Annotated in this window: 18 protein-coding genes and 1 pseudogene; 10 read left to right on the forward strand and 9 right to left on the reverse strand. The window is 69.5% G+C overall.

The window, feature by feature from the left end; all coding sequences use genetic code 11:
• Position 1 precedes the first annotated feature (1 nt).
• A complete protein-coding gene (locus AB0K60_RS27315) occupies positions 2 to 964 on the forward strand; it encodes a zinc-dependent alcohol dehydrogenase family protein (RefSeq protein ID WP_364060962.1) in 963 nt (320 codons plus the stop codon).
• A gap of 166 nt (positions 965 to 1,130) precedes the next feature.
• On the opposite strand, the gene AB0K60_RS27320 is transcribed toward AB0K60_RS27315, so the two are convergent.
• Both AB0K60_RS27320 and AB0K60_RS27325 read right to left on the reverse strand, forming a co-directional pair.
• Complete coding sequence (locus tag AB0K60_RS27320; RefSeq protein WP_364060965.1) at positions 1,131 to 1,373, reverse strand: DUF397 domain-containing protein; 243 nt, start codon at positions 1,371 to 1,373, stop codon at positions 1,131 to 1,133.
• Positions 1,374 to 2,252, reverse strand: a complete 879-nt coding sequence (locus tag AB0K60_RS27325) for a helix-turn-helix transcriptional regulator (RefSeq protein WP_364060968.1) — start codon at positions 2,250 to 2,252, stop codon at positions 1,374 to 1,376.
• A 300-nt stretch (positions 2,253 to 2,552) separates the two neighbouring features.
• On the opposite strand from AB0K60_RS27325, the gene AB0K60_RS27330 reads away from it, so the two are divergent.
• A complete protein-coding gene (locus AB0K60_RS27330; protein ID WP_364060971.1) occupies positions 2,553 to 2,957 on the forward strand; it encodes a helix-turn-helix domain-containing protein in 405 nt (134 codons plus the stop codon).
• An 8-nt stretch (positions 2,958 to 2,965) separates the two neighbouring features.
• On the opposite strand, the gene AB0K60_RS27335 is transcribed toward AB0K60_RS27330, so the two are convergent.
• From AB0K60_RS27335 to AB0K60_RS27350, 4 genes are all read right to left on the reverse strand, one after another.
• Positions 2,966 to 3,280, reverse strand: coding sequence for a hypothetical protein (locus tag AB0K60_RS27335; RefSeq protein WP_364060974.1), 315 nt, complete (start codon positions 3,278 to 3,280; stop codon positions 2,966 to 2,968).
• A gap of 650 nt (positions 3,281 to 3,930) precedes the next feature.
• Positions 3,931 to 5,010: a prenyltransferase gene (locus AB0K60_RS27340; protein ID WP_364060977.1), complete on the reverse strand. Its 1,080-nt coding sequence runs from the start codon at positions 5,008 to 5,010 to the stop codon at positions 3,931 to 3,933.
• On the reverse strand, positions 5,007 to 5,720 hold the full coding sequence (locus AB0K60_RS27345) for a methyltransferase domain-containing protein (RefSeq protein WP_364060980.1): 714 nt from the start codon (positions 5,718 to 5,720) through the stop codon (positions 5,007 to 5,009). The genes AB0K60_RS27340 and AB0K60_RS27345 overlap by 4 nt, the downstream gene beginning before the upstream one ends.
• The gene (locus tag AB0K60_RS27350) at positions 5,721 to 7,010 is read right to left on the reverse strand and encodes a glycosyltransferase family 4 protein (RefSeq protein WP_364060983.1); all 1,290 of its coding nucleotides are present in this window, start codon (positions 7,008 to 7,010) and stop codon (positions 5,721 to 5,723) included.
• Between the two features lie 219 nt (positions 7,011 to 7,229).
• Between AB0K60_RS27350 and AB0K60_RS27355 the strand changes: the two genes are divergently transcribed.
• A complete protein-coding gene (locus AB0K60_RS27355) occupies positions 7,230 to 8,255 on the forward strand; it encodes a GDP-mannose 4,6-dehydratase (protein ID WP_364060986.1) in 1,026 nt (341 codons plus the stop codon).
• 6 nt (positions 8,256 to 8,261) lie between these two features.
• Here AB0K60_RS27355 and AB0K60_RS27360 read toward each other — a convergent pair whose 3' ends face one another.
• Positions 8,262 to 9,491, reverse strand: coding sequence for a cytochrome P450 (locus AB0K60_RS27360; RefSeq protein WP_364060989.1), 1,230 nt, complete (start codon positions 9,489 to 9,491; stop codon positions 8,262 to 8,264).
• Between the two features lie 329 nt (positions 9,492 to 9,820).
• Here AB0K60_RS27360 and AB0K60_RS27365 point away from each other — a divergent pair.
• The 5 genes and pseudogenes from AB0K60_RS27365 to AB0K60_RS27385 all read left to right on the forward strand — a co-directional run.
• Positions 9,821 to 9,874, forward strand: a pseudogene (locus tag AB0K60_RS27365) (hypothetical protein); the annotation flags it as partial.
• Between the two features lie 38 nt (positions 9,875 to 9,912).
• Complete coding sequence (locus AB0K60_RS27370; RefSeq protein ID WP_364060992.1) at positions 9,913 to 10,335, forward strand: AAA family ATPase; 423 nt, start codon at positions 9,913 to 9,915, stop codon at positions 10,333 to 10,335.
• Positions 10,336 to 10,465: 130 nt separating this feature from the next.
• The gene (locus AB0K60_RS27375) at positions 10,466 to 10,699 is read left to right on the forward strand and encodes a DUF504 domain-containing protein (protein WP_364060995.1); all 234 of its coding nucleotides are present in this window, start codon (positions 10,466 to 10,468) and stop codon (positions 10,697 to 10,699) included.
• Positions 10,608 to 11,570, forward strand: a complete 963-nt coding sequence (locus AB0K60_RS27380; protein WP_364060998.1) for an endonuclease/exonuclease/phosphatase family protein — start codon at positions 10,608 to 10,610, stop codon at positions 11,568 to 11,570. The genes AB0K60_RS27375 and AB0K60_RS27380 overlap by 92 nt, the downstream gene beginning before the upstream one ends.
• A 518-nt stretch (positions 11,571 to 12,088) precedes the next feature.
• Positions 12,089 to 13,033 (forward strand): SGNH/GDSL hydrolase family protein, encoded by a 945-nt coding sequence (locus AB0K60_RS27385; protein ID WP_364061001.1) that lies wholly within the window; start codon positions 12,089 to 12,091, stop codon positions 13,031 to 13,033.
• 8 nt (positions 13,034 to 13,041) lie between these two features.
• On the opposite strand, the gene AB0K60_RS27390 is transcribed toward AB0K60_RS27385, so the two are convergent.
• Together AB0K60_RS27390 and AB0K60_RS27395 are read right to left on the reverse strand one after the other, a co-directional pair.
• Positions 13,042 to 14,205, reverse strand: a complete 1,164-nt coding sequence (locus AB0K60_RS27390) for a steroid 3-ketoacyl-CoA thiolase (RefSeq protein WP_364061004.1) — start codon at positions 14,203 to 14,205, stop codon at positions 13,042 to 13,044.
• 67 nt (positions 14,206 to 14,272) lie between these two features.
• Positions 14,273 to 14,848: a TetR family transcriptional regulator gene (locus tag AB0K60_RS27395; protein ID WP_364061007.1), complete on the reverse strand. Its 576-nt coding sequence runs from the start codon at positions 14,846 to 14,848 to the stop codon at positions 14,273 to 14,275.
• Positions 14,849 to 15,071: 223 nt separating this feature from the next.
• On the opposite strand from AB0K60_RS27395, the gene AB0K60_RS27400 reads away from it, so the two are divergent.
• Together AB0K60_RS27400 and AB0K60_RS27405 are read left to right on the forward strand one after the other, a co-directional pair.
• On the forward strand, positions 15,072 to 16,163 hold the full coding sequence (locus AB0K60_RS27400; protein WP_364061010.1) for an acyl-CoA dehydrogenase family protein: 1,092 nt from the start codon (positions 15,072 to 15,074) through the stop codon (positions 16,161 to 16,163).
• Entirely contained in the window at positions 16,163 to 17,317 is a 1,155-nt protein-coding gene (locus AB0K60_RS27405) for an acyl-CoA dehydrogenase family protein (RefSeq protein ID WP_364061013.1), read from the forward strand. Before AB0K60_RS27400 ends, AB0K60_RS27405 begins: the two co-directional genes overlap by 1 nt.
• The last annotated feature ends 12 nt before the right edge of the window (positions 17,318 to 17,329 follow it).

Genomic DNA, 17,329 nt, shown 5'->3' on the forward strand with positions numbered 1-17,329 from the left:
GATGACCGTGAAGGCGGTCGTGATCCAGGCGTTCGGAAGCCCGGAAGGTGTGCAGGTCGTGGATCTCCCGGAACCGGCGCTCGCCGAGGGGCAGGCGCTGATCAGGTCCGAGGCGATCGGAGTCGGCGGGGTGGACGCCGTGATCCGGCGGGGCACGCTCGGCGAGTTCGGTTTCCGGGAGGGCCTCGTTCTCGGCAGCGAGGTCGCGGGTACCGTGACCGCGGTCGGCGACGGTGTCGACGCCTCGTGGATCGGGCGACGGGTATGGGCGTTCACCGGGTTGGGCGGCGGCTATGCCGAGCAGGCGGTTGCCTCGGTGGCGGACCTCGTCCCGCTTCCTGAGGGGTTGTCCGCGGCCGACGCGGTGACCGTCGGGGGCTCGGGGGTGGTGGCCCACTTCGCCCTGGCCCATGTCCACTTCGCGCCCGGCGAGTCGGTGCTGGTACGCGGCGCGGCCGGGGGCATCGGGGTCATGGCGGTGCAGCTCGCGGCTCGGGGCGGTGCCGAGGCGGTGGCTGTGACCACCGCGTCGGACGAGCATGGCGAGCGGCTGCGCAAGCTCGGCGCGACCCACGTGCTGGACCGTTCCGGAGCGGGGGAGGGGCTCGCGGGCTACGACGTCATCGTCGACATCGTCGGCGGCGCGGACCTGCCCGCCTTCCTCGGCAGACTCAACCCGAACGGCCGCCTGGCGCTCGTCGGCGCGGTCGCGGGCTGGCCACCGGCGGACTTCGGCGCGGCCATGATGGCGGCGTTCCAGAGGTCGCTGACGTTCGCCACCTTCAGCGCCGACACCGTGGCGAAATCCGACCAGCATGCCGTACGGGCCGCGCAGTTCGCTGCGCTGAACCGCGGTGAAGTGCACTCGGTGGTCCATGAGGTGCTGCCCTTGGACGAGGCTGCGGTGGCACACCGGATGATGGACGACGGCGAGGTCTTCGGCAGGATCGTCTTGACGCCCTAGACGCGGGAGCGCGCCGGTTTGCAGTCGCAGGCAACCGTGTCGTGGGCATGTCAGCGCGCGGGTAGCCACGTCGCAGATGTCAGCGAGCGGGCGGTCACGTCGCGGAGAATCCCGGCGGCGGGGATGGTATTCGAAAGGGCGTCGGCGGCGAGGATGACTTCCATAATTAGGCGCGAACGGAGCGGAGAAAGGCACGCCAAGCGGCCGGAGTGAGGATGAGCATAGGACCGTTGGGGTTCTTGCTGTCGCGGACGGCGACGGCATCCGGGCCGCTCGCCGCCTCGACGCAATGGCCTTCGGCGTTGCTGTGGCTGCTCTTTCGCCAGGCGGCGACTTCGACGCAATGGCCTTGCTCATTGCTGTAGCTGCTTTTCCGCCAGCGTGCGGTGGCCGGGGGATTGGGGCGCATTTAGAGGCCCTCCTCTGGGTTGTCGCGGGCCTCTCGAAGCAGCGCTAGGGAGTCCTCAGGCGAGAACGCCACCGCGCGGAGCCGGTCGAAGAGCCGCTTGTAGTGGGATACATCCTCCTTGTCCCCCAATATGAGGCTTCCAGGCATGATGTCCAGCACCACCAGTTCGGGATCGACCGGGTCGGCCAGCCGAAAGTAGACGAAGGACGTGGCGGGCAGATAGTGCTTGGCGATGGGCCGGTCGAACGGCAGGACGCGGACCGTGACCGTGGGCAGCTCGGCCAGACGGACGGTGTAGTCGAGTTGTGCGGTGCGCGTGCCGGGGGGACCGCAGTGACGCACCAGTAGCGTCTCGTCGAGGATGACGTCGTAGTGGAACGGTGTCTCACGAGTGAGCACCTGCTGGCGTGCCATTCGAGCGTGGACCGCCGCCTCGACATCGACTGGCGCTTGGCCGAGGCTGGGGCGGGAGGCGAAGCGGGCGCGGGCGTACTCGGGACATTGCAGTAGTCCGGGGAAGAGCGTGAGCTGGAAATCCCACAACTCCAGTGCGGTGTTGGCCAGCTCGGCGAGGGTGTGCTGATCGTGCTGGGCGGGGTCGTCGTAGGCGTCGCGCCAGCCGAGTGAGTGAGCGGCCTCGCGGGCCAGTTCCAGAATGTAGTCTCGGCGCAGCCCGGTGACCCCCAGAGCGTCGAGCAGGTCCATGATCTCGCCGAGATTAGGCCGGACACGGGCGGTCTCCAGCCGCCGTACCTTCCCTTTAGGCCAGCCGAGCTGCCTCGCCAGCTCATCAGGATCGATCTCGGCGTCCTGGCGCAGGTCGCAGAGCTCAGCACCCAGACGGCGACGCCGACCGATGGGATTGGGACCAAGAGACATGGCACACCTCACGGGGGGACTCCTGCCTCGACAGATTACACAGCGCAAGCATGTCGTGACTCTCGATTTAAGCAGGTGGCCGCGAGTTTCAGGTGCGGCCCCGGCCCGTCCTCCGGCCCGAGTGGGAGTTTGATCGCCTATGTCCATCGCCGGCTCATACGCGTGACTGCGGCGGTTCGCTGGCGGTGGCCATGTGCCGCTGATCGACGTACTGCCCGTTGCGGGGTGGACTCGAAGTCGCCCGTCGGTCGCGCTGCGTTAGCGTAACTTATATGTTACTCTGCGAGAGGAGGTGAGTTCGTGGCTGGACTGTTCTGGGATACGTTGCGGCGTGACTTGGAGGATCCAGAGTTCCTGCGGGAGTACGTCACGGAGTCCGTCAGGATCGCCGCGACCGATGCCATCATCAACGCCCTCGATGAGGCCAGAGTGTCGGCAGGGCTGTCCAAGGCGGCGCTGGCCCGCGCCATTGGCGCCGAACCGGCCGCTGTGCGGCGCCTGTTCTCCGCCGACAACGTCAACCCCACGCTGGGAACGCTAGCGGCTCTCGCCGCCGCGCTTGGGCTGAGGATCTCGATCGAACCTCTTTCGCCGGCGGATCAGGCGACGGTCACCGCGCCGCTGCGCTCAGGCAAGGCGACGGGGATCGACGTGGAAAGGATCGCCGGGATGCGAACCTCTGGCCGGCGAGCGGTGTCCGCATAGCGTCTGACTCAAGCGATCGATCGAGGATTGCGAGCCAGATACTCTTCGCCGAGTTTCCGCACGGCCGCGTAATCTGTCAGCGAGAGCGTCGTCCGGAAAGGTTTGTCGAGTCCGGTGATTACGACGAGAAGCGGTTTGTCCGAATCTTTCGCCTCGTAATCGAGTAAACAGTACAGTCGGTAATGATGACGGCCCCTCCCGCCGCTGGGCTTAGGGCCATCGAGACGAACCTCAAAGTATCCCGCCATCTCAGAGCGCATGGCCTCCCAATAGCCGCCTCCCGAGAATCGGCAGGGCGGTGCCGTCGCGACAGCGACCAGCACGGCCGCGAATTTGGCTCGCACACTGGTCGGGCATCGGGTGAGGAAGGCGTGTCCAGGGATCGATTCCGCAGGATCGTCGTCCTGATGCCTTCGAAAGAAGACCACCTCATGGGGGTCGTCACGGTGCGGCTGAGTACGCAGAGCAGGGGGAGTCACAGAGGGTGACGCTACCACTACTTAATATGCTCAACCGACTGCACTGTCGGCCTTCGCCTCCGCCCCCGTGTCAGAGTGCACGTCGCGGCTCAGTTTGCGCGACGCGGCGGTGGTTGCCAGGTAGGCGGCGAGTCGGCCCAGGCCGTCCTCGTCGAGGCCCTGGTGAAGGCCGCTGATAATCGGCCTGGTGTCCCTCGGGCTGTTGATCGGCAGCTTGATCTCGATGGCGGTGCTGTCCGGCCTATGGGCTGTTCGCCATCGCCATGGGGCGTCGCCGCCGTCTTTCCCGGCTACAGGAGTCGCTCCAGCACAAGGTCTGCGGACTGCCCTCGCGATGGGCTGGCTAGACGGCAAGTTTCGTGACCACGGTCCGCCTCTACCCGCTGGTCATCGCCCTGCTCGTCATCGGCGCCATCTACGAGGCGATCGAGGTCATTCACCTCATCCCACTCCTTAGTTGACAAACCAGCCTCGATCGGCCGTGCGCTGTCGCCTCAGAAGTGCGAGTGGACCAGTTCGCAGCCGCAGGCGGCCGGGTCGGCGATCGTGGGAAGCGATCGGGCGTTCACGTCGCGGAAGATGCCTGCGGCGGGGGTGGTGTTCGACAGGGCGTCGGCGGCGAGGATCACGGCGGCGGCGGTGTAGGCGGAGCGTTCGTGGGGGAAGTGGCGGCGGTTGACGAACTGCCAGCCGGTCCAGTAGGAGCCGTCCTCGTGGCGTAGGTGTTGCATGTCGGCGTAGACGCGTAAGGCGCGGTCGCGGTCGCCGAGGGCGTCGAGGGTCAGGACCAGTTCGCAGGACTCGGCGCCGGTGACCCAGGGCTGGTCGGAGACGCAGCGGATGCCGAGGCCGGGCTCGACGAAGACGTCCCACTCCTTTTCCAGGCGGGCGATGCCGTCCGGGCCGCGTAGGGCGCCGCCGAGGACAGGGTAGTACCAGTCCATCGAGAAGAGGCTTTTGTCGGCGAAGGCCTCGGGGTGGGCGGTGAGTACGTGGGCCAGGCGGTCGGCGGCGAGTTCCCAGTCGGGGCGGGGGTCGCCGAGGCGTTCGCCGAGTAGGACGCCGCAGCGCAGGCTCTGGTGGATGGAGGAGCAGCCGGTGAGCAGGGCGTAGTCGGCGGGGCGGCCGGTCGCGGTGCGTTCCCAGACGATCTCGCCGCGGGGGGTTTGCAGGTCGACGACGAAGTCCAGGGCGCGGGTGACCGTGGGCCACATCGCGCGGGCGAAGTCCTCGTCGCCGGTGACGAGGAGTTCGTGCCAGACGCCGACGGCGATGTAGGCGGCGTGGTTGCTCTCGCCGCCGTGTTCGACGGCGACGCCGTTGACCAGCTTCATCGGCCAGGAGCCGTCGTCGCGCTGGTGCCGTACCAGCCAGTCGTAGCCGGCGCGGGCCGGGGCGGATAAGCCCGCGGCGGTGAGTGCCATCAGGCACTCGATGTGGTTCCAGGCGTCGATGTGTCCTTCGGGCCAGGGGATGCCGCCGTCGGCGTCCTGCACGGCCGCGATGCTCTTCGCGGTGGCGACGATCTGGTCGGCGGTGATGATCCCCGGTACGGCCGGCACCGGGGCCGTCATGCGGGCTTCCGCGCGTACACGACCACGCTCTTGCCGATCAGCGGGTTGAGCAGCGTCTCGGCGAGCCGGGTCGCGGCGGGGCGTTTCATGATGTCCCACACCAGCAGGTCGTGGTAGGCCTTGGCGAGGGGGTGGTCGTCGTTGTTCACCCCCACCGCGCACTTGATCCACCAGTACGGCGAGTGCAGCCCGTGGGCGTGGTGGTGCCAGCCGACCCTGAGCCCGGCGGACTTCAGCTTCGCCTTCAGCTCGGCGAGGGTGTAGATCCGGATGTGGCCGCCGGGGGCGGTGTGGTAGTCCTCCGATAGCGCCCAGCAGATGCGTTCGGGCAGGAAGCTCGGCACGGTGACGGCGAGCATGCCGCCCGGCTTCAGCACCCGGACGATCTCGGATATCGCGGTCATGTCGTCGGGGATGTGCTCCAGGACCTCGGCGGCGATGACGCGGTCGAAGGAGGCGTCGGGGAACGGCATGTCGAGCGCGTCGCCGGTCACGGTGGTGCCGCTCGCGCCGTCGGGGACCTCGCCCGCCTTGCCCATGGCGGCGAACATCCCGGCGACCTTCTCCAGTTCGGCGGCGTCCTGGTCGAACGCGACCACCTCGGCGCCGCGCCGCAGCACCTCGAAGGCGTGCCGGCCGCCGCCGCAGCCCAGATCGAGCACACGATGACCCGGCCCCACCGGGAGCCGGCCGAAGTCGACGGTCAGCACTTAGCGGTTTCCCTTTCTGGACGCGCGGGCGGCGATCGCCTCGCGGTAGGCCTCCACCGTGCGCTTGGCCACCACGTGCCAGGTGAAGCGCTCCATGACGCGGTCGTAACCGGCCTTGCCGACGCGTTCGCGTTCGGCGGGGGAGTCGTGCAGCCGGCGCAGGGCCGCCGCGAGCTCCTCGGCGTCGCCCGGCGCGACCTGGACGGCGGCGTCGCCGACGACCTCGGGCAGCGCCCCCGTACGGCTCGCCACCAGCGGCGTGCCGCACGCCATGTGCTCGACGGCGGGCAGCGAGAAGCCCTCGTACAGCGACGGCACGACGGAGATCTCCGAGGTGGCGATGAGCTCGCCGAGCTCGTCGTCGCTGATGCCGTGCACGAACCTGACCCGGTCGCCGAGCCCGAGGTCCTGCACGAGCCGCTCGGTCGGCCCGCCCGGGGTGGGGCGGCTCACCACGGTCACGTTGACGTCGCGTTCGGTGGCGAGCTTGGCGACCGCGTGCAGCAGCGTGGCGACGCCCTTCATCGGGGAGTCGGCGCTGGCGACGGCGACGATCGAGCCGGGGCGTTTCGGCAGGTGGGGGCGTGGATGGAAATATCGGGTATCCACCCCCAGCGGGATCAGGCGCATGTTGCGCTGGGGCACGTTGAAGTCGCGGTGGATGTCGGCGAGGCTCGACTCGCTCACGGTGAGGATCGGGTTGAGCCGGGGCGCCACGTGGCTCTGCATGCGGACGAACCCGTACCAGCGGCGCATCGTCAGCTTCTTCCAGCCCTCGGCGGCCTCCAACTCGATGCGGCGGTCCACGCTGATCGGGTGGTGGATCGTGCCGACGACCGGGAAGTGGCGCTGGATGCCGAGCACGCCGTACCCGAGGGTCTGGTTGTCCTGCACCACGTCGAAGTCGCCGACGCGGCGCTTCAGCTCCCGGTAGGCGCGCAGGCTGAAGGTGAGCGGCTCGGGGAAGCCTGCCGTCCACATCGTCCCGACTTCGAGCCAGTCGATCCAGTCACGGTATTCGTCGAGTTTCGGGGTCCGAAAAGGGTCCTCGTCGCGGTAGAGGTCGAGGCTCGGCACCTTGTTGAGGATCACGCCCTCGTCGAGCTCCGGGTACGGCTGGCCGGAGAAGACTTCGACGTGGTGGCCGAGGGCGACCAGTTCGCGGCTGAGATGGCGCAGGTAGACGCCCTGGCCGCCGCACGTGGGCTTGCTGCGGTAGGACAGCAGCGCGACCCTCAAAGGCTCGGTATCCGTGGGCTCGGCGGTGAGCTCATGGTCACGCTGCTCCAAAGGGCCACCCCTTTCGTACGGACATGTACCGTGAGGATGACCTTAACCCGAGTGTCCTACTGGGCGGTAGGCAGGGGGACTTCGCGTCCAATGCGTGCTTTCGTACGGGGTTGGAGGCTGAGTGACAAGACCGTCATGGCGGTACATTCCGGAGTCATAGACGATGATTCGGGCAATCGGCCCGCAGGTGGGCCGTACCCGAAGAGCAAGGAGGGCCTGTTGGCCAGGCGTGCGCTGATCACCGGCATCACCGGTCAGGACGGCTCCTATCTCGCCGAGCATCTGCTGGCGGAGGGCTACGAGGTCTGGGGGCTGGTGCGCGGGCAGTCCAACCCGCGCGTCTCCCGCGTCCGCACGCTCCTGCGGGACGTGCGGCTCGTCCGCGGCGACCTGCTCGACCAGGGGTCGCTGATCTCGGCGATGGAGAAGGTCCAACCGGACGAGGTCTACAACCTGGGGGCGATCTCCTTCGTCCCGATGTCGTGGGAGCAGGCCGAGCTCACCGCCGAGGTCACCGGCATGGGCGTGCTGCGGATGCTGGAGGCGATCCGCGTGTGCTCGGGCGTCACCGCCTCGCGCGGGGCCTCCGCCGGGCAGATCCGCTTCTACCAGGCCTCGTCGTCGGAGATGTTCGGGCAGGTCAGGGAGACGCCGCAGACCGAGCGGACGCCGTTTCACCCGCGTTCGCCGTACGGGGTGGCGAAGGCCTACGGGCATTTCCTCACGCAGAACTACCGTGAGTCGTACGGCATGTTCGCCGTCTCGGGCATCCTGTTCAACCACGAGTCGCCGCGCCGCGGCGCCGAGTTCGTCACCCGCAAGGTGTCGCTCGGCGTCGCGCGCATCAAGCTCGGGCTCGCCGACGAGCTCCGGCTCGGCAACCTGGAGGCCCGCCGCGACTGGGGCTTCGCCGGCGATTACGTCCGCGCCATGCACATGATGCTGCGCAGGGACTCGCCCGAGGACTATGTGATCGGCACCGGGCGCACGCACTCGGTGCGCGAGCTCGTCGTCGCGGCCTTCGAGGCGGCGGGCCTGCCCTGGGAGCGGTACGTCGTCTGCGACGAGTCCCTGCACCGGCCCGCCGAGGTCGATCTGCTCTGCGCCGACCCGAAGAAGGCCCGCACCCAGCTCGGCTGGGAACCCGAGGTCACCTTCGAGCAGCTCATCGCCATGATGGTCGAATCCGACATCCGGCTGCTCAGCGCCGGTGAGGATCCTCACCAGCATTCCTCGTGGCCGTGATCATTTCTAAACGCCTACGGGGAGGCTCTTGATGCCGTTGACGAAGTACGAGCGCAGGCGGCGGGCCTCGCCCGTTTGGTGGAGGGTGGGCATGCGGCGGGCGAGGGTCTCGAACAGGACGCGGAGTTCGAGCTTGGCCAGGTGGTTGCCGAGGCAGAAGTGGGCCCCTCCGCCGCCGAAGCCGATGTGCGGGTTGGGGTTGCGGCCGATGTCGAAGGCGAAGGGGTTGTCGAAGACGTCCTCGTCGCGGTTGGCCGAGCCGTAGAACACCACGACCTTGTCGCCCTCGCGGATCTTCTGACCGCGGATCTCGGTGTCCCGCGTGGCCGTACGGCGGAACAGGTTGACCGGGCAGACCCAGCGGACGATCTCCTCGGCGGCGCTCTCGGAGAGGGAGGGGTCGGCGACGAGGCGGGCCCACTGGTCGGGATGCTCGAAGAAGGCGAGCATGCCGCCGGAGGCCGCGTTGCGGGTGGTCTCGTTGCCCGCGACCACCAGCAGCATGACGAACACGTTGAACTCGTTCTCGTCCAGGACGTCGCCGTTCTCGTCGGGCTGCAGCAGCTTGGTGACGATGTCGTTGCGGGGACGCTCGCGACGCTCGGCGGCGAGGCGGTTGGCGTACGCGTACACCTGGGCGGCCGCCGCGGGGGCGTCGGCGGCGGCGGCGTAGTCGGGGTCGTCGGCGCCGATCATCTGGTTGGACCACTCGAAGAGTTGGTGGCGGTCCTCGGTCGGGGCGCCGAGCAGTTCGCAGATCACGTAGAGGGGGAGCGGGGCGGCGATGTCGCGGACGAAGTCCAGTTCGGGCTTGGCGAGGGCCTCGTCGATCAGGTTCTCGCAGATCTCCCGGATGTGCTCCTCAAGGGTGCCGATGGCGCGCGGGGTGAAGCCGCGGTTGACGAGGGAACGGCGGCGGGTGTGCTCCGGCGGGTCCTGGTTGAGCATCATGAGGCGCTGCAGTTCGAGCGCCTCGTCGGGGACCTCGGGGAAGAGCGCCAGCCGCCGCCACGAGGAGAACAGGTCCGAGTGCCGGGAAATGTGCACCACGTCGGCGTGTTTCATCACGGCCCAGAACCCCGGCCAGCCCTTCTCGTCGTCGCCGTGGTGCCAGTAGACCGGAGCGTTCGCGCGCAGCCAGGTGAACTGCTCGTGCGGCATTCCGGCGGTGGCGTACTGGTCGTGGTCGACGAGATCGATGCGCATCTCGACGTCGGGCTGCAGGGAGGGAGTCATTCGAGAGGAACCTTCCAACGAACCGATCGGTGATCAAGCGCTCGGTTGGGGTCGTTTCTGAAACGTGTTCTATTACGGCGATCCGGGGCCGTCAAGGGAAACCTGATCGACGTGATCGCCGGACATCCTAGAACGCGTAGTCGGGTCTTATTCGTTTGAAGCGCTGTTTACCCGGCACTTACAGTGACGGGGCCCGAAATCGTCGTCAGCGGAGCGGATCATGCGGAGGCCCTATCCACGTACGCCGCATCTGCCCTGGTCGCCGGGGGGCCTCGGCGGACGACGTGCGCAGCGGCGATCTGTCCGGGCTGATCGGGCGCGAGGTCGTGGTGACCGAGAAGCTCGACGGGGAGAACACCACGCTGTACGCCGACGGGTCGCACGCGCGCTCGCTCGACTCGGGACACCATCCCTCCCGGGCGTGGGTCAAGGCGCTGCAGGGGTCTCGCTCGACGACCTTCGCGAGGCGCGCGGCAGTCGGTCCGAGCAACGGGGCAACGCCGACGTCCTGCGCGAGGGACTGGATCGGCTCGACGCGGCGCTCGCGAAGGGCGGAACCGTCGTCTGGGACGCGACCAGCCTCAACCAGCATCAGCGTTTCCTGGTCCACGGGGTGGCCCGCCGCCGCGACGCCCTGATCACGCACGCGGTCCTGCTGATCGACGAGGACGAACTGGCCCGACGGAACGCCACCCGGCCGCATCCGGTGCCTCCGGGAGTTCTCACCACCCAATTGCACCGCTTCGTCCCGCCCTATCCGGGACACGCGCACCGCACCTGGTACATCGGGGCCCGGGGGACCATCGACGACGCCGAAGGAGAACTCCTTGGAGGCGAGCCATGAGGCCCGCCGAGGGGTGTGTTTCTGCCTTCTGGGGCCCAATCGCCCCCGCCGTCGGCGCGAAGAGTGTGAATCGAACGGTGGTCGGGCGAGGTCGGGGACTCGGTGCCTGCTCGGAGTTACTGGGGGATTGATGCGTACAAGTGAGGAGATCTACCACCGGGTTCGGTGGGATCCGCGTTTCGATCCCGCCCGGTTCGTGTTCGGAGTGGACCAGCGGGGCGCGGAACCCGTTCGCGGCCTTCGTTCCCGGGGGCGACATTCCGCGGCATCGGGTGCTTTTCGTCGAGGCCGACGGAGTGGTGGTCTGGGACCGGGCCTCGGGCATCGACCGAATCGACTCGCTGGTGGCCGGACGTGCGCATGACCCGCGACTGCTGCGTGCGCCGTTCTTCAGCGTCCGTACGCCGCACGCGTGGGATCCGGTGGACGGCTGGAAGCCCGCGGGAGCCGTACAGCGGGATGGCCGAGCGTCGGCTCGGCGATTGCGCGTGCTCACCTGGAACACGCTGTGGGACCGCTACAACAGCGACCGGATCCAGACCGCCCGGCGCAGACCGCTGCTGCTGGCCGCGCTGGCGGAGGCGGACGCCGACGTGATCGCCCTGCAGGAGGTCGAGGCGGGGCTGCTGGACCTGGTGCTGCGCGCCCGATGGGTGCGCGACGTCTACGTCCTCGGCACCGACCCCGGCGGACGCGACGTGCGCGACAGCAGTTTGCTGCTGCTCAGCCGGTTACCGGTGCGAGAGGCGGCTGTGCACGCCCTCGGCCCGCACAAGGCCGTCGCCGCGATCACCGTGGAGACGGCGGCCGGACCGCTCGTGGTGGCGAACACGCACCTGACCAGTGATCACTCCGTCAACGGGGCGGCCAAACGGCAAATCGAACTGGCGCGTCTCGCGGAAGTGCTGGCGGCCGTTGACGGCGACGTGGTCCTCGTCGGCGACTTCAACGACGGCGACTCCGGGCCGGACGGCCCCGCCGGCGTCCTCGGCCTGCGCGACGCCTGGACCGAGGCACGCGGGGCAGGCGACGGCACCCCGACGTTCGACCCGACGGCCAACCCGCTGGCCGCGATCTCCTCTTTATCCGGCCGCCCCGCCCGCCTCGACCGCATTCTGCTGCGTACGCCACAGGCCCGGGTCATCAAGGCGAGGCTCACCGGCGACGCCCCCGGCCCGCAGGGCCTGTACGCCTCCGACCATTACGGCGTGCTGGCGGACCTGGCGCTCGACTAGGTGGCACCCACCGGTGCCGTCTCGCCTCGCCGCGGCGGGCGGATAGGACGCTGCTCGCTGAAAAGACCGGAAGGTGGACCAGAGGGCTACCCGGAGTCGGCATCGAATGGGCCGAGAACGGCCGGGTGCCGACGATCCGGTGACCGGCGGGGAGCGGTGGCGCGGGCAGGTTCGCGAACCGATGGACATCAACCGGGCTGAGCCTGCTCAGGCGTCGGTGACGGTGGGGGGCGGATCGCAGGCCGATGGACATCAATGCCGGATAAATCGGACTAATTGGGTGCTCTGCGGGCCAATGCGCGCGGTGGCGGATTGGCCCTTGTCAATGGTTTCCGCCTGCCTATCAGATGCTATTTCCGTATATCCAAAGTCGCTGGTAGCAGTGCCATACCCATTTGATAGTTGACATTGTTACCGCGGGGTAGGCACGATCTTCGCAGCCCCTTCGATCCTCACATTGATTTGGCCCGGCCGGTCATATTCACGGCCGTCGCCGGGTTGCCCACAGGAGGATTGCCATGCGTCCCCGCCTCACCTCTCCCGGCCCCAAACCCCGCTCATCCCATCGTCCGCGACGTCTCGCCCTGATCGCCGCCCTCGCGATCATCGCCGCGATCGCCCTGCCCGGTGCGACCACCCCTGCGACCGCGAAAGCGGCCGCGGCGGGCCTCGCGGGCCGTTACGTCGCGCTCGGCGACTCCTACGCCGCCGGTCCCGGCATCCCGCATCTGCGAATCACCTCCGGACTGTGCGGCCGCTCCACGAACAACTACCCCACGCTGGTGGCGGCGGAGCTCGCGCCGAGCGCGTTCACCGACGTGTCATGCAGCGGCGCGGAAACCCACCACATGACCACCCGCCAGCACAACAACCCCCCGCAGTACGACGCGCTGAAGCCGGACACCCGGGTCGTCACGATCACCATCGGCGGCAACGACGCCGACTTCTTCAAGATCCTGGCCGCGTGCGCCGTCGGCGGCGTGCTCGTCCCGGACGGCTCGCCCTGCAAGAAGAAGTACACCAAGAACGGCACCGACGCCCTCGACGCGCGCATCGCCGCCGCGATGCCGAAGGTCGCCGGCGTGCTCCAGGGCATCCACGAGCGCGCCCCGCAGGCGGTCGTGTTCCTCGTCGGCTACCCGGCCGTCCTCCCGGACGCCAAGGACAAGTGCGCCATGGACATCCCGCTCGCCCGCGGCGACGTCCCGTACCTCAACGCCAAGATCCAGCGGTTCAACCAGAGCCTCGCCGCCCAGGCCACCGCCAACGGCGCGATCTTCGTGGACACCTACACGCCGAGCATCGGCCACGAGGCCTGCCAGACGTCGGGCACGCGGTGGATCGAGGGCATCGAGGGCGTCCAGGGCGCGATCCCCATCCACCCCAACGCCCGGGGCATGGCGGGCATGGCCGCCGCCGTGCTCGCCGCGATGCGCGCGGCGGCCATCCTCCCCGTCGTCTGAGTCCCGGCTCAGCCGATCCGCTCGATGATCGTGGCGGTGGCGAGGGCGCCGCCCGCGCACATCGTGATCAGAGCGGTGGACCCGTCGGAGCGCTCCAGTTCGTGCAGGGCGGTGGTGATCAGCCGGGAGCCGGTGGCGCCGACCGGGTGGCCGAGCGCGATCGCGCCGCCGTTGACGTTCACCCGGGACATGTCGGGTTCGTGGACGCAGGCCCACGACAGGACCACGGCGGCGAAGGCCTCGTTCACCTCGAAGAGGTCGAGGTCGCCGATGGACATGCCGGCGGCGGCGAGGACCTTCGCGGTGGCGTCCACCGGGCCGTCGAGGTGATAGTACGGCTCGGAGCCGACCAGGGCCTGGGCGAGGATGCGGGCGCGGGGGCGCAGGCCGTGCCGTGCGGCGGCCTCCTCGCTCATCAGCAGGACGGCGGCGGCGCCGTCGGAGACCTGGGAGGAGGTGCCGGCGGTGTGCAGGGCGTGCTCGCCGAGGACCGGCTTGAGGCGGGCGAGCCCCTCCGGGGTGGTCTCGCGCAGGCCCTGGTCGCGGGTGACGTGGCGGGTCTCGCCGGTGGGCTCGCCGTCCTCCCCGAGCACCGGCGCGGCGACCGGGACGATCTCGCGCTCGAACCGGCCGTCGGCCCACGCCTTGGCGGCGAGCCGCTGCGAGCGCACCCCGAACGCGTCGAGCCGCTCCCGGGTGAGCCCGCGCCGTACGGCGATGCGCTCGGCGGCGGTGAACTGGTCCGGCAGGTCGATCGACCAGTCGTCGGGCCGGGGGTTCGCCGGGCGCACGTTGCTGCCGAGCGGGGCCCGGCTCATCACCTCGACGCCGCACGCCACCGCGACGTCGATCACCCCGGCCTGGATCATCGCGGCGGCCAGGTGCACGGCCTGCTGCGCGGATCCGCACTGGGCGTCGAGGGTGGTGACCCCGGTCTGGTACGGCAGGCCCGCGTACAGCCAGGCGCTGCGTCCCACGTGCGCGCCCTGCTCGCCCGCCTGGGTGACGCAGCCGACGAACGCCTGGCCGACGATCGCCGCGTCGATCCCGGCCCGGCTGACCAGCCCGTTCAGGGCGGCGGCGAGGAGGGCGACCGGTTTGACGCCGGCGAGCCAGCCGCCGCGTTTGCCGATCGGGGTGCGGACCGCTTCGACGATGACCGGGCTGCCCATGCCGACCTCCAGGGGGAGAATCCTGTTCTGGTCGGGACTGTAACCCGTTCTACTTTGACATGCCAGGTCAGAGGTCCGCGAACAGGCGGTTCGCGGCGATCTCGATGCGCCGCGCCATCTCCTCGTAGGTGCGCCGCCCGCGCAGCATCTCCAGCAGCTCGATCACCCAGACGCTCGACAGGGCGTGGGACAGCGCGAGCTGCTCCTCGGTGACCTGGTCCCGGGTGGAGGCGACGCGCAGCAGCAGCTCGGTCAGGCGGTCGCCGAAGGGCGTGCGCACCTCGGCGAGGATCAGCGACCGGACGAGCGCGTCGGCGAGTTCCGGCTCGCGCATGAGACCGCGGGCGGCCCGCATGAACACGTCCACGGCGCGCCCCGCCGGTGTGGGCGCGGACGGCGGGCGGCGCTCGATGCTGCTCTCCAGCAGGTCGAGCTCCTCGTCCACCACCGCCACGACCAGGTCCATCTTCGAGGGGAAGTACCGGTAGAGCGTGCCGAGGGCGACCCCGGCCCGTTCGGCGACGGTGCGCATCTGCATCGCCTCGACGCCGCCCCGGGAGGCGAGCGCGGCGGCGGCCTGGATGATGCGCTTGCGTCGCTGGAGCTGGCTCCTGGCCCGTGCGCCGTTGGGCTGACGGTTCACTGCGGTGGCCTCCTCTGGCGTCGGCAAGACGTCGAGAGGGGCATGCGACGTACGCATAAGAACACGTTATCTGATTTCCGGCAAGACCGACGGGGTTACCCGCTGGTCACAATCGCCCCCTGCTCACGTGATGTTCCCCGATATTTCCCACATATCGGAATGTTTCTGCACTAGACATGATTTGGAATCTGTTCTACTTTGCGGCTGACTGGAGGAGGGGTGCGTGGACTTCAACCCGAACCAGACCCAGGCCGAGCTACGCGGTCTCGCCGCCGAGGTGCTCACGCGCGAGGCCGCCGTCGCCCGCCTCGACGCGCACGACGCGAGCGGGCAGCCGTACGAGCGCGGCATCTGGAAGGCGATGGCCCAGGCCGGGCTGCTCGGCGCGTGCCTGCCCGAGGAGGCCGGGGGCGCGGGGCTCGGCGCGATCGAGATGGCGGTGGTCCTGCGGGAGACCGGCGTGCGCGTCGCGCCCGTGCCCGCGCTGCCGTCGCTGGTCGCCGCGCTGACGATCGCCACGTACGGCACGCCGGAGCAGCGGGCCGCGCTCGCCCCGCTGGCCGAGGGCGAGTCGGTGCTCGCGGTGGCGCTGCGCGAACCCGGCCCGGCCGGTCCCGTACGGCCCGCCGCGGTCACCGCCCGGCCCGACGGCTCCGGCGGATTCCGCCTCGACGGGCGCACCGGGGGCGTGCCGTACGCGCTGGAGTCCTCCCGCGTCCTCGTCCCCGCCGCGACCGACGACGGCGGCGCGGGCCTGTTCCTCGTCGATCCGGCCACGGTCGCGGCCACGCACGCCGTGCCCACCGCGACCGGCGAGCCGTGCGCGGCGCTTGAGCTGAACGGCACCCCGGGCGAGGCGGTCGGAGACGCCGACGCCGTCGCCGGGCTGCGGCGCATCGCCCTCGCCGGGATCACCGCGACCGCGTCCGGCGCCCTCGCCGGGGCGCTTGAGCTCACCACCGAACACATCCGCACGCGGCGGCAGTTCGGGCGCGCCCTCGCCGAGTTCCAGGCCGTCACCGTGCAGATCGCCGACGTGTACATCGCGGGGCGGGCCCTGGACGTGGCGATGTGGTCGGGGGCCTGGCGCATCGACAACGGCCTGCCCGAGGAGGCCGAACTCGACCTGTCGATCGCCGCGCACACCGCCGCCGACTCCGCGCTCGCCGCCCTCTACACCTGCCAGCACCTGCACGGCGGCCTCGGCGTCGACATCACCTACCCGCTGCACCGCTACTTCGCCCTGGCCAAGCACTGCGCCCACCTGCTGGGCGGCGCCGAGGCCCAGCTCGACACGATCGGAGCGCTGGTCTGATGCTGATCGACCTCACCGCCGAGCAGAAGCGGCTCCGCGACGAACTGCGCGAATACTTCACCACCTGCCTGACCCCGGAGGAACGCGCGAAGATCTCCGAGGATCCGTTCGGCGAAACGTACATGGCGCACTGCCGCCGCCTCGGCCGCGACGGCAAACTCGGCATCGGCTGGCCCAAGGAGTACGGCGGAGGCGGGTACGGCCCGCTCGAACAGCAGATCTTCGCCAACGAGATCGCCCGCGCCGAGGTCCCGTACCCGATCATCACCGTGCAGACGGTCGGCCCCACGCTCATGCAGTACGGCACGGCCGAGCAGAAGGAGCTGTTCCTGCCGCGCATCCTGGCCGGCGAATGCCACTTCGCGATCGGCTACACCGAGCCGGAGGCCGGCACCGACCTCGCCTCGCTGCGCACCACCGCCGTCAAGGACGGCGACCACTACGTGGTGAACGGCCAGAAGATCTTCACCTCCGGCGCGCACCACGCCGACTACATCTGGCTCGCCGCCCGCACCGATCCCGAGGCCAAGCGGCACCGCGGCATCTCCATGCTGATCGTGGACACCGCCGACCCGGGCTTCTCGTGGACGGCGATCACCACGATGGACGGGCGGCACCACACCAACGCCACCTACTACTCCGACGTACGCGTGCCGGTGAACATGCTCGTCGGCGAGGAGAACAAGGGCTGGGACCTCATCGTCAACCAGCTCAACCACGAACGGGTCACGCTCGGGTCGGCCGGGAGCCTCGGCCACCACTACGACCGGTTCGTCGCCTGGGCCCGCCATACGGGGGCGATCGAGGAACCGGCGGTACGGCGCGCGGTGGCCCGCGTCTACGCCTGCTTCCGCACCAACGAGCTGCTCAACTGGCAGGTCGCGGCCGGCATGGACCTCGGCTGGCTCGGCGCGCCCGACGCCTCCGCCACCAAGATCTACGGCTCGGAGCGGCTGCAGGAGGTCGGGCGGATCATCGGCGAGACGCTCGCCCGCTTCGGCGACCCGGCCGACCCGGAGACCGCCGAGATGATGGAACGCGTGGACCGGGGGGTCAAAGGCGGCCTCGTGCTCACCTTCGGCGGCGGCGTCAACGAGGTGCAGCGCGAACTCATCACCATGCTGGGGCTCCGCCTTCCCCGTCCGCCTCGCTGAAGGGAGGGGTCG

The sequence above is a fragment of the Thermopolyspora sp. NPDC052614 genome (assembly GCF_040678635.1).
Taxonomy (GTDB): Bacteria; Actinomycetota; Actinomycetes; order Streptosporangiales; family Streptosporangiaceae; genus Thermopolyspora.

Excerpts from the sequence above, each read along its gene's own strand:
- AB0K60_RS27340 (WP_364060977.1), bottom strand. The coding sequence starts at position 5,010 with ATGACGGCCCCGGTGCCGGCCGTACCGGGGATCATCACCGCCGACCAG.
- AB0K60_RS27375 (WP_364060995.1), top strand. The coding sequence starts at position 10,466 with ATGCGTACAAGTGAGGAGATCTACCACCGGGTTCGGTGGGATCCGCGT.
- AB0K60_RS27325 (WP_364060968.1), bottom strand. The coding sequence starts at position 2,252 with ATGTCTCTTGGTCCCAATCCCATCGGTCGGCGTCGCCGTCTGGGTGCT.
- AB0K60_RS27320 (WP_364060965.1), bottom strand. The coding sequence starts at position 1,373 with ATGCGCCCCAATCCCCCGGCCACCGCACGCTGGCGGAAAAGCAGCTAC.
- AB0K60_RS27405 (WP_364061013.1), top strand. The coding sequence starts at position 16,163 with ATGCTGATCGACCTCACCGCCGAGCAGAAGCGGCTCCGCGACGAACTG.
- AB0K60_RS27385 (WP_364061001.1), top strand. The coding sequence starts at position 12,089 with ATGCGTCCCCGCCTCACCTCTCCCGGCCCCAAACCCCGCTCATCCCAT.
- AB0K60_RS27315 (WP_364060962.1), top strand. The coding sequence starts at position 2 with ATGACCGTGAAGGCGGTCGTGATCCAGGCGTTCGGAAGCCCGGAAGGT.
- AB0K60_RS27360 (WP_364060989.1), bottom strand. The coding sequence starts at position 9,491 with ATGACTCCCTCCCTGCAGCCCGACGTCGAGATGCGCATCGATCTCGTC.
- AB0K60_RS27390 (WP_364061004.1), bottom strand. The coding sequence starts at position 14,205 with ATGGGCAGCCCGGTCATCGTCGAAGCGGTCCGCACCCCGATCGGCAAA.